The 13,887-nt window shown below is 32.6% G+C and carries 15 protein-coding genes; 14 read left to right on the forward strand and 1 reads right to left on the reverse strand.

What is annotated here, in order from left to right:
• Positions 1–3 precede the first annotated feature (3 nt).
• The 12 genes from ACQY6M_RS07020 (at position 4) to ACQY6M_RS07075 (ending at position 11,245) form a co-directional block, all read left to right on the forward strand.
• Positions 4–1,275 (forward strand): AAA family ATPase, encoded by a 1,272-nt coding sequence (locus ACQY6M_RS07020; protein ID WP_428742586.1) that lies wholly within the window; start codon positions 4–6, stop codon positions 1,273–1,275.
• Positions 1,265–1,747, forward strand: a complete 483-nt coding sequence (locus tag ACQY6M_RS07025) for a hypothetical protein (RefSeq protein WP_428742587.1) — start codon at positions 1,265–1,267, stop codon at positions 1,745–1,747. Before ACQY6M_RS07020 ends, ACQY6M_RS07025 begins: the two co-directional genes overlap by 11 nt.
• Positions 1,744–2,520: a class I SAM-dependent methyltransferase gene (locus ACQY6M_RS07030; RefSeq protein ID WP_428742588.1), complete on the forward strand. Its 777-nt coding sequence runs from the start codon at positions 1,744–1,746 to the stop codon at positions 2,518–2,520. The genes ACQY6M_RS07025 and ACQY6M_RS07030 overlap by 4 nt, the downstream gene beginning before the upstream one ends.
• Before the next feature lie 211 nt (positions 2,521–2,731).
• On the forward strand, positions 2,732–4,342 hold the full coding sequence (locus tag ACQY6M_RS07035; protein WP_428742589.1) for a phospholipase D-like domain-containing protein: 1,611 nt from the start codon (positions 2,732–2,734) through the stop codon (positions 4,340–4,342).
• 39 nt (positions 4,343–4,381) lie between these two features.
• Complete coding sequence (locus ACQY6M_RS07040) at positions 4,382–4,906, forward strand: hypothetical protein (RefSeq protein WP_428742590.1); 525 nt, start codon at positions 4,382–4,384, stop codon at positions 4,904–4,906.
• A 5-nt stretch (positions 4,907–4,911) separates the two neighbouring features.
• Entirely contained in the window at positions 4,912–6,552 is a 1,641-nt protein-coding gene (locus ACQY6M_RS07045; protein WP_428742591.1) for a GMC oxidoreductase, read from the forward strand.
• Positions 6,527–7,663, forward strand: a complete 1,137-nt coding sequence (locus ACQY6M_RS07050) for a ferritin-like domain-containing protein (RefSeq protein ID WP_428742592.1) — start codon at positions 6,527–6,529, stop codon at positions 7,661–7,663. Before ACQY6M_RS07045 ends, ACQY6M_RS07050 begins: the two co-directional genes overlap by 26 nt.
• 35 nt (positions 7,664–7,698) lie before the next feature.
• The gene (locus ACQY6M_RS07055; RefSeq protein ID WP_428742593.1) at positions 7,699–8,100 is read left to right on the forward strand and encodes a hypothetical protein; all 402 of its coding nucleotides are present in this window, start codon (positions 7,699–7,701) and stop codon (positions 8,098–8,100) included.
• A gap of 4 nt (positions 8,101–8,104) precedes the next feature.
• A complete protein-coding gene (locus tag ACQY6M_RS07060; RefSeq protein ID WP_428742594.1) occupies positions 8,105–9,610 on the forward strand; it encodes a Dyp-type peroxidase in 1,506 nt (501 codons plus the stop codon).
• Entirely contained in the window at positions 9,607–10,065 is a 459-nt protein-coding gene (locus ACQY6M_RS07065; RefSeq protein ID WP_428742595.1) for an SRPBCC family protein, read from the forward strand. Before ACQY6M_RS07060 ends, ACQY6M_RS07065 begins: the two co-directional genes overlap by 4 nt.
• Positions 10,066–10,076: 11 nt before the next feature.
• A complete protein-coding gene (locus ACQY6M_RS07070) occupies positions 10,077–10,523 on the forward strand; it encodes a cupin domain-containing protein (protein WP_133537966.1) in 447 nt (148 codons plus the stop codon).
• A 137-nt stretch (positions 10,524–10,660) separates the two neighbouring features.
• Entirely contained in the window at positions 10,661–11,245 is a 585-nt protein-coding gene (locus ACQY6M_RS07075; RefSeq protein ID WP_428742596.1) for a TMEM175 family protein, read from the forward strand.
• A 49-nt stretch (positions 11,246–11,294) separates the two neighbouring features.
• Here ACQY6M_RS07075 and ACQY6M_RS07080 read toward each other — a convergent pair whose 3' ends face one another.
• Entirely contained in the window at positions 11,295–12,266 is a 972-nt protein-coding gene (locus tag ACQY6M_RS07080) for an FAD:protein FMN transferase (protein WP_428742597.1), read from the reverse strand.
• A gap of 126 nt (positions 12,267–12,392) precedes the next feature.
• Between ACQY6M_RS07080 and ACQY6M_RS07085 the strand changes: the two genes are divergently transcribed.
• Both ACQY6M_RS07085 and rplM read left to right on the forward strand, forming a co-directional pair.
• Positions 12,393–13,241 (forward strand): OmpA/MotB family protein, encoded by an 849-nt coding sequence (locus ACQY6M_RS07085; protein ID WP_428742598.1) that lies wholly within the window; start codon positions 12,393–12,395, stop codon positions 13,239–13,241.
• A 190-nt stretch (positions 13,242–13,431) separates the two neighbouring features.
• On the forward strand, positions 13,432–13,887 hold the full coding sequence (rplM, locus tag ACQY6M_RS07090) for a 50S ribosomal protein L13 (protein ID WP_428742599.1): 456 nt from the start codon (positions 13,432–13,434) through the stop codon (positions 13,885–13,887).

Below are 13,887 nucleotides of genomic sequence, written 5' to 3' on the forward strand. Positions count from 1 at the left end.
AACATGAGGTTAAAACTTCAAAATATTGGAATAGTTTCTTCAGCAGATATCAATATAGATGGTATTACTCTCATAACAGGAGAAAATGATTCTGGGAAAAGTACCATTGGTAAGACTTTATATTCAATCATAAGGTCTTTTAACAGTGTTGAAGAAAGCTTTAATGATTCAAAACTGAGTTTTATCTCAAAAAAAATTGATGAAATTTCTTCTATACTTGTAAGAGGTAAAGTTCGTAGTGAAGCTGATTCAAAAATTTTAAACAAAGCTATTTCACAAAATTTAGACTTATTTATTGGAAAAAAAAATGATACTGACACTACTATTCAAAACTTAAGAAAATTATACAATTCATTAAAGACTTATTCTAACAATACTCTAAAAGAGAATATTCTTAAGACAATCAATGAAATAGAAGAGAGAGAAGGTATTAGTATAGACTCAACTCAGTTTATGAGTTTTGAACTTTCGGAGTACTTCAACCTTGAATTTGGCAATCACACTTCTAATTATTTTAATAAAAAAAAATCTTTAATTGAATTAAAAACCAGCATAGATAATATCGTAATTAATATTAGAGAGAATATGATTTCTCTTGAAAAAATGCCTATAAATTTCCCCTATAAAGATGTAATATTTATAGAGTCTCCTTTGTTTTTAGATAAAAAAAGGAAGTCTTTTAATTTTACCGATTTGAGAAATAAAAACAACTATTTAAATTATAAAATAAATCAAGAACCTTTCTCAAAAGATATTTTTTCAAGTAACATAAAAGACATCAAGATTTTAAACAACATAATAAAAGAAATTATTGGAGGTAATTTTAGTTATAATGATAAAAATGAAATAATTTTTAATAAAAAAGGCAAAAGCTTCTCATTAAACAATGTTGCTACTGGTCTAAAAACTTTTGGTGCAATACAGTTACTAATAGATAATAACAATTTAAATGTGGACACCTTATTAGTTATTGATGAACCTGAGGTGCACCTCCACCCAACATGGCAGGTTAAATTTGCTGAAATTTTGATTCTCCTATCTAAAGAGTTTGCTATTCCAATGGTTTTAACCTCTCATAGCCCTTACTTTATAGAAGCTCTAGAAGCATACTCAGCCAAACACAACTATCGAGACTCAACTGATTTTTATTTTGCTCAAAAAGACAAGAAAGGAGAAAGCTCAAGAATAATCAACGTCAATAATGATTTAAATGTTGTTTTAGATTCAATATCTGAAGCATATTACACTTTGCAGGATATTAGAAATGATTTATAGTGATATTGAAAAATATTTTTCTGAAAATGTTCCTCAAAAAAACTATTCAGAATTATCTATTGACAAAGAGTCAGAAAATTCCCTAATAAACTCCAGTAAAGAATCTTTTGATTTTGACGAATTAAACACTAAGATTAAAACTTCTGATACAATTATATTTAACACGGAAAAAATATCTCTTGTTGAATTTAAGAATGGAGACAAAATAAAAGAAGTCGACATAAGACTTAAATGTTCTGAATCTATAATGAGTTTCTTAAACTTTATATTAGAAGAAAAAGTTGTTGAAACTATTTATTTTCCTAGTCAATTTTTTCAATTCTACTTGGTTTTTAATAGAAAGAAAATAAATGCCTCTCAAGTTAATCATTTCGGAAACATTCAAAGAAAACTACAAAAAGAATACTCAAATTTTTACTCAAAAATAGTCATATTAAATCAAGATCAATTTAAGAAAGTTTTTAGAATATGACACTTTTCAAAACAATACTAAATACAATTCCGAGACCCCTTTTAATCAAAGCTAGTTATTTGGCTAGACCTATAATTGCTTGGTGGTTAAAAGGTGATAATTTTACTGATCCTATTGACGGAAAGTCTTTCAAGAAGTTTTTGCCCTATGGATATGGAAAACAACGAGAAAATGCGCTTTCACCTTCTACTTTATCGCTAGAAAGGCATCGTTTACTATGGCTATTTTTACAAGATGAAACTAACTTTTTTACTTCAGATAAAAAGTTAAAAGTATTACATATCGCTCCAGAGCAATGTTTTTTAGATCTTTTTAGAAAACAACAAAACTTAGACTACACCACTTCCGATTTGGAATCACCTATTGCAGATGTAAAAGCAGATATTTGTGATTTACCTTTTGAAGACAACTCTTTTGATGTGGTGTTTTGCAATCACGTACTAGAGCATATTACGGACGATACTAAGGCAATGCAAGAATTGTATCGTGTGATGAAAACTGGTGGATTTGGCATTTTCCAAATTCCACAAGATTTAAATAGAGAAATCTCTTTCGAAGACGATTCTATTACCGACCCTAAAGAGCGTGCAAAAATATTTGGTCAATACGACCATGTGCGTGTTTATGGACGTGATTATTTTGATAAATTACGTTCTATAGGATTTAAAGTTGACGAGATAGACTACACAAAAAAAATCGCTCCAGAAGAACTAAATCGATTTGCCTTAATGAAAGGTGAAATTTTACCTGTTTGCTACAAACTTGAACATTAATTTTTCATTAAGATTTTCATCTTAAATTTACCTTTTAAAAATAAAAAAGGGCTCTATTTTTCCTAATAAAATAGGTACTTTAACGAAGTTATACTATTTTATCACCTACATATCTTCTACCGTCTCTCATCTACTTAAAGGAAAATTTTTTATAGAAAATCAAAAATATTTTCTTAATTTTATGTTAACTACTAACTAACCAAACATAAAAATGCGAGTAAGAAATCACAAAAATGGGATTTCTTTACACGTTATAGCTGGAACCCATGTGGTATTACTTTGTCTAGATGCAGAATCTGAGGCAAGGGATGGATTATTGGGCTTTAAGCTAAAACGTAAAGAAATTGCTTCTGGAAAGATATTTCCATTAAAAGGATTTAAACAATTTAAAAACAGCGAAAGAAAAGAAGAGGACCACAGTCTTATTCAATCTTTTTTATGGGCAGACTACTCAGCAAACCCCAATACGCAATACGAATATTTTGTAACTCCTGTATATGGAACTCCAGAAACCCAAGAAAACAAAGACGAAATTAGCGTTAAAGTAACCACCGAAAACCCTGAAGATGGCACCCATGGTGTTTTCTTCAATAGAGGTACGGTTGGACAAGCCTACGCTAGAAAATTCAACAATCAGAACCCAGACAAAGTCCCTAATAAAGAAGCCTATAAATGGTTATCAAGAGGACTTGAAGAAGCTATTTTATCATTTATTTCACAGGCTAAAGGGAAAGACTATGCTCTTAGAGTAGCTGCTTACGAGTTTGATTATGTTCCAGTAATCCAAGCATTGTATGACGCTTCTCAGAGAGGCGCAGATGTTAAAATATTGTATGATAGATCTAAAACTGGACCATGGAAAAATACCGATAATGCCATAGCTCAGGTTCCTGGTATTGAAAAACTTATGATTCCAAGATCATCAAACTCTTCAATAAAACATAACAAATACATCATACTACTCCACAAAGGAAAACCTATTCAAGTATGGACGGGATCTACCAACTTTACCAAAGGAGGTATTTTCGGACAATCAAATGTAGGTCACGTTGTTAGAGATAGTAATGTTGCTGAAGAGTATATGGAATATTGGAATCGGCTCTCAAAAAATCCTGATTTAAAAGAATTACGCCCTAAAAATGATGAGCACTCACCTACTCCAAATGGACAACTTCATAAAGACATAACTCCTATATTTAGTCCTAGAGAAGATTTAAGTGTTTTAGATTGGTATGGTGAACAAATCCAAAAAGCAAAGCAATCTATAGGTTTTACAGCGGCTTTTGGTGTTAATGAAGAGTTTGCAGAAATAATGAGTAAAGAAGATGATAGCCTTCGTTACATACTCTTAGAGCATGAAGGTAAAACATTTGACACTTTTAAAGACACTCCTAATAATAGAATTGCTTTGGGCGCTACCTTAAACGGTGATGAAATTAAAAAAGAAGGACTTAAAGAATGGGAAGCAGAACATTTAACAGGGTTAAATGATCATGTAAAGTACCTGCATACCAAATATCTTTTTGTAGACCCATTAACAGACAATCCAACTCTTATTACAGGATCAGCAAACTTTTCGAAAGCCTCTACTCAAAACAATGATGAAAATATGGTTATTATAAAAGGTGATACTGGAGTAGTAGATATTTATCTTACCGAATTTATGCGCTTATTCGATCATTATAAATTTAGAGATGAAGAAGCACATATTGGACTTGATCAAGCCCATTTTAGCCACTACTTAGTGACTGATTCTACATGGACGAATATCTATTTTGAGGAAGGTACGCAATACAATAAACAACGCGAACTTTTCCGATAATAACAACTAAACTAACTAAACACATTAAAATCTAATATCATGATAGGAGGCCCCGTTTGCAATGAGGTGCTTTCTGCTGAACTAATTTTTGCAGAAGGCCAACACTTGACATATCAAAACAAAGAAACTTTATGGGAAATATTTGAAGCCATAGGAAAAAATTGGTCAAACACCAACTATGATTCAAACAACCAAAGAAGTTCTTGGTATGAAATGATTAAAGCGAAAACTGAAAACGCTCCAAACTATACTGGAGAGTATGTAAATGCCATATATGTTTTGAATGAGTTAAAAATAATGTATGGCGAAGACGAAGCTTTTAAAAAACTCTTTTTTAAAAGTGGTGTTGATAATAGCCAACCCCCAACTACACGCTTAGCACACTGTAAAATATATGTTGTAAATGAATTTATAAGGATGCAAATTGTAGCAGGAGGCTTTAAAAGCTGGGGTACAAAATATGGTGGTGAAGAAGCTAAAAACTATCACGGGTTCCTTGCGGGTACACGCTATAACAGAACTCCTAAAGTTCGTAGCTACACACCTGAAACCCCTCAAAGCTAAGAAATATGAAAAAACAATTTGACTATGTTATTGTAGGTGCAGGAGTAGCAGCCGCTACTGTTGCCAAAGGCTTACTTGAGCATAAGAATGACACTTCAATTTTAATTTTAGAGGCTGGTCCTGAAGTTATAGCAAAAGACAGAAGATTCTGGTGGGATTACATAACCAAAGGAGAAAGACCTTATACATACACCTATGACCAAAAATGGGAAGCCGACTCTACTGGAAACATTGATTACCAAACAGACGGTGTTCGTGTTAAAGCCTATGGAGGATCTACTATGCATTGGGGTGCTTGGTCTTTAAGATTCAGACCTGAAGACTTCAATCTTTTCACTAATACTGGTGAAGGTGCTGATTGGCCAATTAATTACGAAGATCTAGAAGAATACTATAACCAAGCTGAAGAATATCTTTCTGTTTGTGGCGATAGTAACGCGAACTGGGTTCCTAGATCAAAACCCTACCCTGTTCCGCCATTTGAATGGACCGCAGCAGATGGAGAAATGATTAAAGCTTGGGAACAGTTAGATGTTGTTTACCAAGATGGAGACATAGAACCAGGAACAAAAAAGAAGATAAAATCAGGTAAAATGCCTATTGCTAGGTATAGAAAATGTATGACTACTGGAACCTGCAAATACTGCCCTATTGGTGGTAGGTTCAACGCTCAGTATGTACTTGATGATCTAAAAAATGATTCACGATTTATCAACTTAGAAATACGAATAAATTCTCCAGTACACAAAGTAAATGTTAGCAATAAAGCTATTGCTGAATCTGTAAGTTATAGAGATAATTTATCTGGGCAAGAACACACAGTTTATGGAAATACTATCATTTTGGCTTCAGGAGCCTACAATGTTCCTAAACTATTAAGAGCATCGAAAAGTGAATTCTGGAAAGAAGGTATTGGAAATGATTATGACCTTGTTGGTCGCTTTGTTGTATCTCACTCTATGCTTAATGTGGTTGGTAAAGCAAAATCTAACCCTAATGGATGGTTTCAAGAATATGACTTTCCTACTCTAATGTCACATAGTTATAACACAAAAGAGCATCAAAAGAAAGGAAAGATCTTCATGTTTAAAAACAGGACTACTCCAAATACTGATATCGCTCAACTCATGATTGAAGGAAAAACCAGAGAGGAAATTGACGATATAGTTTACGGAGAGATGACAGTAAATCTACAAGCCTTCCTTGAAGAAAAAGGAAAATATAGCAATCGTCTTGAAGCCAAACCTGGAACCGACCGTTTTGGGCTTCCGCAAACTACAGTTCACTTTAGCAGAACTGACGAAGAAATGAAAAATGCCAACGATCGTTTGAAACTTCTAGAGCAGGTCTTAGAAAAAATGGGGCTAGAAGTAATTTCTTCTAGAGTTGACAAACCAGGAGGGCATCATACAACTGGAACAGCTAGAATGGGAACCAGTCCTGAAAACAGTGTTACCGATAAATTTATGAAAGTTCATAACACTGATAATCTATATATATGTTCAAATGCAGCTTTCCCTACAGGAAGTGCTGTTAACCCAACGCTTACATTAACCGCTCTTGCCTTTAGACTCGTAGAACATTTAACTCAAAAAAACGCAACAAAAATAAAACACAAAAATGCCTACAACACAGCTGAAATTTAAAAATGCTTTCCAAGAAAAAGCCTCAAAACTAACCAATACCAAGGAGCTCATTCAACACTCAAGACTTGTTGAAGACGATAACGAAGATAAATTGCATGTACTAAAGGAGCTATTAAATAATGCTGTAATTCTTGAATTTGCTACCATACCTATCTATCTACAAACAATGTGGAGTATAAAAGATAACAACTGTGAGGTTGCAAAATCTATTCGTAATGTTTTCCAAGAAGAAATGTTACACATGGCTATGGTTTGTAATATGATTGCTGGAATTGGAGGTGAACCAAAAATATACAATTCAAAAAATGGTTTAAAATTCCCTTCAGGACTTCCAGGAGGAGTTCATCCAGATCTTTATCTATACCTAGAAGGTCTTAGTGATTGCTCTCTAAGAAACTTTATGGAAATAGAGTTACCTGAAAAAATTGCAGATATATATGATTATGACACCAAAGAGTTAGTGAAAATTGGTGGTCTCTGCAATACAGATGGTAAATTTTCTGCTAACCACATTCAAAACTACGAACACAATACAACCATTGGAGAATTGTATGATCGTATTAATGAACTTTTTCAAGACCTTCAACCAAAAATGAATGTTGAGCGACAACTAGCTGGACCTTTATCTTGGTGGGTAATGGCAGATGCTGATAGTGTTTCAAAAGCCATTGCTATGATTAAAGAGCAAGGAGAAGGATCTGAAAATGTTTCACCAGCTAGTACTGGAATGGACAATTTGGCCCACTTCTATAGATTTTGGGAGGTCTTTTACCAGAAAAAAATAGCTCAGGAAGGAGACAAATACTATTTCAAAGACCCTATGCCTCGACCAGAAATTTACAATATAGCTAGAATACCAGAGGGTGGCTATCAAGAATCTGAAGTTACTCCTGAAGTATGGTATTTATTGTCTGAATTTGACAAATCGTACACCAATGTTGTACAATTACTGGAGGACACCTGGGCTATTAACGGTAGAGGGCAAGCAGCTCTGGTAAATGCAATTGAAGCCATGTTTAAACTCGAAAAATATGCAATTCCTTTAATGAATACACCTATACCAAACAACGAACAAGGATTGCATTATGGACCTTGTTTTAGAATGATTTAAAAACAAAACAACTTTAACCAAACAATTAAAAAAATATGGGAAGTTTTATAGAAATAAACGACACATTAGAACTTACTGAAGAACAAGGATTCCCGGTTGATGTTTTCAACATAGAAAAACACAAAAAAAATCCAGTAACACTTAAAGATGTTGAAGGAAAAATATTTGAATTTAAAAACAAACCAAGCCCTAGAATTTTTCAGCTAGATCCTGTAAGAGTTTTTTATGCTCATAATATAGATGGAAAATGGTTATTCTGGGGACGTGTATTAATACAAACTCAAAAAATTGAAAAACAATTCAATACCGATGGAACTTGGGATGGTAAATCATGGATTACTTCAGGAACCTATACAATACTAAATGTTTATGATCCGGAATACCAATATACATTTACCTTAAACGAAGCCCCTGACGACAGAAATTACTTCAAATAAGAACATGACTAGTCCCCCAACTACAAATAAACCTTCGATTAAGTTAAGTCAAAAACATTTAGACATTAATGACCCAAACTTAAAAATTGTTCTAGATGACATTCAAGGCAATATTTTAAAAAGTCATGGGCGTTCACATTCACGCCACATCTTTTTACAGTTTAATGGGCATGCACAAGAGAATCGTTTGTGGCTAAATCAGTTTGCTTTAAAATTAACATCAGCATACGAACAGCATCAAACCTCGTTAGACTTTAAAAATTCTGGCACTGAACATTTATTTACGGGGCTACTACTAAGCTATTCTGGATACCAAGCATTGGATATAGATAGCTATCAAATTCCTGATGATAAAGCTTTCCGTGCCAGCATGAAAGATATCACCTTTCAATATGATACGGGACCTAGTGGAGTTCATGAAAGAACTATTAATCCATTAAATGATACTCCAGAAAATTGGCAAACTCCATTTGACCAAAGAATAGATGCCTTATTAATTCTAGCTTACGGAGGAGACAAAACCGACGACGAGATATGCAATAGCTATTTAGATAATGAAATTGCTAAAATCAAAAGTAACTTAAACAATATAGCTACCATACTGTCTATTGAAAAAGGATATGCCTTAAGAAATAAAAACAATGATGTTATTGAACATTTTGGTTTTGTAGATGGACTAAGCAATCCCGTGTTTTTTAAATCTGATTTTGACTATTGGCAAAATAAAGAAGGAATTAAAAGTTATGACCCTACTGCTCCTTTTGACTTAGTGGCTGTTAACGATCCTGGTGGCATTGATGAAGATCTAAGTTTTGGAACCTATTTTGTGTATAGAAAAATGCAACAAAACATTAAAGGTTTCAACAAACAAACCCAACAATTAGCTTCTTTAATCTCAAAAAAAACAGGTGATAAAGTTGACTCAGAATACGCTGAGGCTCTGGCTTTCGGTCGATACAAGGATGGTACCCCTCTGACGACCAATTCAAAAAAAGCTACCTTAAATAACTTTGATTATCAAGAAGACATGGAGGGACTTACATGTCCATTTCACTCTCATATTCGAAAAACAAATCCAAGAGGCGATACAAACAGAATTAACAACACTCCTATTGGAAATGAAAGGAGCCATAGAATTGTTAGAAGAGGAATTAGTTATGGCTCAAAAAATTTAAACCCAGATTCTGAATGGACCGATGCTGGACTTCTCTTTTTATCATGTCAAAGTGATATTGAACAACAGTTTTTAGTCATGCAATGTGGATGGTCAGACAATCCAAATTTTCCTTTAAAAGATTCTGGCCACGATCCTATTACTGGTGAACAAAATGCTAAACTAAGTAACAATATCAAGGAGTGGCAACACCAAATGAATGGCAAAACCATCACACTTGATTTTAGATATAAAAATCTAGTTAAAGTATTAGGCGGAGAATATTTTTTTGCCCCTAGTATTTCATTCTTTAAAAATTTAATTAATAATCAACCCAAAAAACCAAATTTATTATGAACGAACAAGGTTACAAAGACTGGAGAGTTGTACAATCTGTAGAACTAGGAGCTTCAGCTGAACAAGTATGGGAAGTTATTGGTGGTTTTTATACCATCCATAAATGGCATCCAGACATTACTGAATTGGATGTTATAAGCGACCAAACTGATACACGACAATTAAGACGTTTATTAACATTTCCAGGACAACCAAAAGCTATTGAAGAACTGGTAATGATGGATAACGAAAACCACCACTATCGTTATAAATGGCATTGGGGTGAATGGGGACAAGAAATCCACAAGTACTACTCTGATTTACGCGTATTTGATGTAAAAGGAGGCACTTGTATTGTACAATGGGTAGCAACTTTCTATTATAAAGAAGATGCTATTTCTGACTTTTATCAAAGAGGCTTTGATGAGTTACTAAAATTATTCCCAATGGTAAAAGAATCTGCTAACGCAATATAAAAACACTAATTATGGTAGAAACAGTTTTATTACAACCAACAGAAGGAGAAAAAACAAAAATTACTGGTTTTGATGCTGTGTATAGAACAGATATCAAAACCACTGGAAATTTATTAGACTATTTTGAATTAAAGGTTCCATCAGGAAAAGGAGCTCCACTACACATTCATCATAAAAATGACGAAAGTCTTCATGTGATTGAAGGTGAGTTTACCTTTCAAATCGGTGACGAAGTACACAAAGCCCCAAAGGGAACTTTCTTATTTCTTCCAAGAGGTGTAGCTCATAAGTTTACCAATGTGGGAACCACTGAAGGTCATTTAATAGGTACATTCACTCCATCTGGAACTTTTGATTTCTTTGATAAACTAACTAAGTTAGCTCCTGATGATTTTGAAGAGATTCAAGCATATTCAAAAAAATATGGTCATGAAGTTCTTGAAGAAGGGTCTTATTAAGCTTCTAACAAAAGAACATCAATAAACAACAGATTCTAAAATTTATCAACATTTATATACCGCTCACATCGAGCGGTATATTTCATTCTTTCATTTTGATTTATTTAAGAAAAAAATAATTTAATACTATTCAAAAAATGACGTCAGAAAGGCTAGAAGCATTTAGCGATGGAATTCTTGCTATAATAATAACAATAATGGTTCTTCAATTAGAAGCACCTAAAGAAACAACCTTCAAATGTTTATACAAAATGACTCCAATATTTTTAAGTTATGTAGTAAGTTTTCTATATATCAGTATCTATTGGAATCATCATCATCAATTGTTTAAAATTGCTAAAAAAATTAATGGTAAAATACTTTGGGCTAACTTAAACTTACTTTTTTGGTTATCACTAATTCCTTTTACCACTTCTTGGATTGGCAAAAATCATATAGAAAATGTTCCTGTTATTTTATATGGAGTTGTGTTTATTATGAGTGAAATTTCTTTTCTGTTTTTAAAATACAACATCATACAACTACATGGAAAAGATTCAAGTGTTGGAAAAGACCTTAGAATAAATAAAAGTAATCTACTCTTTTTTGGTATTCAAATTATAGGTCTACTACTAATGGGAATTAATGACTACATTCCACTATCTTGCTTTTTAATTGCTGGTATTGTAAAAGTAGTAGAACTAAAAAAAGTATATGATTATATGCTTGTCAAACTCCAATAAAAAAACCTACATATGTAGGTTTTTTTTATTCTATTATTGAGCTGTAAATTTAATTCACAAACTCTTGCATTGTATTATTTTCATCATTGTAAAGCAGTACAACTTTCAACTCTGGATGTTTTTGTAAAAACACTTTTGTTTTTTCTAAGCCCATTGCTAAAAAAGCAGTTGCATATGCATCTACATCAGCGCAATCTCCTTTTAAACTTACAGACACACTTAACAGGTTACTTTCTTCTGCCAATCCTGTTTTAGCATTTACTGTATGCACTATCTTTTTACCTTCAGCATTTACTTTATACTTTCTGTAATTCCCAGAAGTTGCCATAGATTCATTATCCAATTCAATATATTTTTGAACAGATCGCGTTCCATCAATATTCGGTTTTTCAATAGCTACTTTCCATAGCTTTCCATGTTTTGTTCCTCTTGCTCTAATCTCTCCTCCTATTTCTACTATGTAATCATGAATGTTTTTCGACTCAAAAAATCGTCCAATAACATCCACTCCATACCCTTTAGCAAAAGCATTTACATTAAACTCAATATTTTCACTTTCTCTGTATACTTTTCTATCCTTTAATACAACTTTATCAAACCCTACGTGTTCCATCAAAGCTGTAATTTCTTCTGGAGTCAGATCTTTCTTTTCCTTCCCTGAACCAAATCCATAAGCATCAATCAACCTTCCTATTGTCGGATCAAAATACCCATCAGTTTCATTATAAATTCTTTTAGCTTTTTCAAATACCTCTACAAACATATCATCAACAACAACAGTTGTATCTCCTTGATTGATTTTAGATATATCAGATGTTGGCATATAAGTAGATAGCGACTTATTAACCAAATGAAACAAACTATCTATTGACTTTTGATAATTTATTTCACTTACATACGTTATATGGTAGGTAGTTCCAAATACACCACCCTGTAATTTAGTTTCATTTAATTTTGTTTCTTGCTTACAGGCAGTAAGTAACACCAGTAAAATTCCAGTTAGGAATATATTTTTAATCATCATAAAAAGTTTAATCACAAAAATAATGGTTTACCACTTCATAAAAGATTGTTAATTCTCTTTTTTGTGTTCCCATTTTTATAAATTTGCTCAACTATTAATAATTTTCTAAAAAATCAGAATAAAATGAGAAAAGTATTTTTATTCCTTACCGCTTCTATCTTATTAGCCTCTTGTGCTTCTACTAAAGAATTAGACGCTTTAAAAACAAAACATGAACAAACCAAAGAAGAGTTATTGGCTGTAAAAGCTAATTTAACAAAATGTTTGGTTGAAAAAGATAAATACCAAGATCAAGCTTTTTCTCTAGAATCTAGAGTGACTGAGTTAAAAAAGGATAAGGAAAACACTTTACAACAAGTTGAAAACTTAACTGTATTAACTAAAGGAGCTAATGACAACATTAAAGAAACCTTAACTCAGTTAAGTAAAAAAGATAAGTACATCAACAAAATTAGAGAAGCTGCTTCTAAGAAGGACTCATTAAACTTAGTTGTTGCTTTCCATTTAAAAAAGGAATTACAGGAAGGTATTGATGACGAAGACATTGAAGTAAATGTTGAAAAAACAGTAGTATTTATTTCAATTTCTGATAAATTATTATTCAAAAGCGGAAGCTATACTATTAACGACAAAGCATCTAAAGTATTAGAAAAAGTTGCTACAGTAGTTAACGGACAACCACAAATGGATGTTATGGTAGAAGGACATACAGATAACACTCCTGTTGCTGAAGGATCTGCTTTAAAAGACAACTGGGGATTAAGTGTATTACGTTCTACAGCTATTGTTCGTGAATTACAAGGAAAATACAGTGTAGCTCCTGAAAGATTAATTGCTGCCGGTAGAAGTAGTTATGTTCCTTTAGTTGCAAACGATTCTCCAGCTAACAAAGCTAAAAACAGACGTACTAAAATTATTATCTTACCTAGATTAAATCAATTCTTTGATTTATTAGATCAAAAGGTAGAATAGTTTTAAAAACATATTTATAAAAAAAACGTGCATTAAGCACGTTTTTTTATTGGCAAAAAGTATCTAAATTTTAAAAAGAAAAAAATTAAACTAACACGCTATTTGTCAATCAAATAATAAATCGTACATTTGCAGACCTTTTTAAAGGACAAAAAATTATTAATTATAAACAAAAACTAATCGTGTAATTATGAACACATTAAGTTACAAAACAGTATCGGCTAACAAGAACACTGTAAACAAAGAGTGGGTTGTTGTTGATGCGGACGGGCAATCATTAGGTCGTCTAGCTTCTAAAGTTGCAAAACTTATTAGAGGTAAGTACAAGCCAAATTATACTCCTCACGTAGATTGTGGAGACAACGTTGTAATCATCAACGCTGAAAAAATCAACTTAACTGGTAACAAGTGGGCTGACAAAACTTATATCCGTCACACAGGCTACCCAGGAGGACAAAGATCATTAACTGCTACTGAGATGTTTGCTAAAGATCCAGCAAGACTTATCGAAAAAGCAGTAAAAGGTATGTTACCTAAAAACCGTTTAGGTAGCGCGTTATTCAAAAATTTATATGTTTACGCTGGTACAGAGCACGGTCAAGAGGCTCAAAAACCTAAAGCTATTAACCTTAACGATCTTAAATAA

The sequence above is a fragment of the Tenacibaculum sp. genome (genome assembly GCF_050290165.1).
GTDB lineage: Bacteria > Bacteroidota > Bacteroidia > Flavobacteriales > Flavobacteriaceae > Polaribacter.

Excerpts from the sequence above, each read along its gene's own strand:
- ACQY6M_RS07020 (WP_428742586.1), top strand. The coding sequence starts at position 4 with ATGAGGTTAAAACTTCAAAATATTGGAATAGTTTCTTCAGCAGATATC.
- ACQY6M_RS07025 (WP_428742587.1), top strand. The coding sequence starts at position 1,265 with ATGATTTATAGTGATATTGAAAAATATTTTTCTGAAAATGTTCCTCAA.
- ACQY6M_RS07030 (WP_428742588.1), top strand. The coding sequence starts at position 1,744 with ATGACACTTTTCAAAACAATACTAAATACAATTCCGAGACCCCTTTTA.
- ACQY6M_RS07035 (WP_428742589.1), top strand. The coding sequence starts at position 2,732 with ATGCGAGTAAGAAATCACAAAAATGGGATTTCTTTACACGTTATAGCT.
- ACQY6M_RS07040 (WP_428742590.1), top strand. The coding sequence starts at position 4,382 with ATGATAGGAGGCCCCGTTTGCAATGAGGTGCTTTCTGCTGAACTAATT.
- ACQY6M_RS07045 (WP_428742591.1), top strand. The coding sequence starts at position 4,912 with ATGAAAAAACAATTTGACTATGTTATTGTAGGTGCAGGAGTAGCAGCC.
- ACQY6M_RS07050 (WP_428742592.1), top strand. The coding sequence starts at position 6,527 with ATGCCTACAACACAGCTGAAATTTAAAAATGCTTTCCAAGAAAAAGCC.
- ACQY6M_RS07055 (WP_428742593.1), top strand. The coding sequence starts at position 7,699 with ATGGGAAGTTTTATAGAAATAAACGACACATTAGAACTTACTGAAGAA.
- ACQY6M_RS07060 (WP_428742594.1), top strand. The coding sequence starts at position 8,105 with ATGACTAGTCCCCCAACTACAAATAAACCTTCGATTAAGTTAAGTCAA.
- ACQY6M_RS07065 (WP_428742595.1), top strand. The coding sequence starts at position 9,607 with ATGAACGAACAAGGTTACAAAGACTGGAGAGTTGTACAATCTGTAGAA.
- ACQY6M_RS07070 (WP_133537966.1), top strand. The coding sequence starts at position 10,077 with ATGGTAGAAACAGTTTTATTACAACCAACAGAAGGAGAAAAAACAAAA.
- ACQY6M_RS07075 (WP_428742596.1), top strand. The coding sequence starts at position 10,661 with ATGACGTCAGAAAGGCTAGAAGCATTTAGCGATGGAATTCTTGCTATA.
- ACQY6M_RS07080 (WP_428742597.1), bottom strand. The coding sequence starts at position 12,266 with ATGATTAAAAATATATTCCTAACTGGAATTTTACTGGTGTTACTTACT.
- ACQY6M_RS07085 (WP_428742598.1), top strand. The coding sequence starts at position 12,393 with ATGAGAAAAGTATTTTTATTCCTTACCGCTTCTATCTTATTAGCCTCT.
- rplM (WP_428742599.1), top strand. The coding sequence starts at position 13,432 with ATGAACACATTAAGTTACAAAACAGTATCGGCTAACAAGAACACTGTA.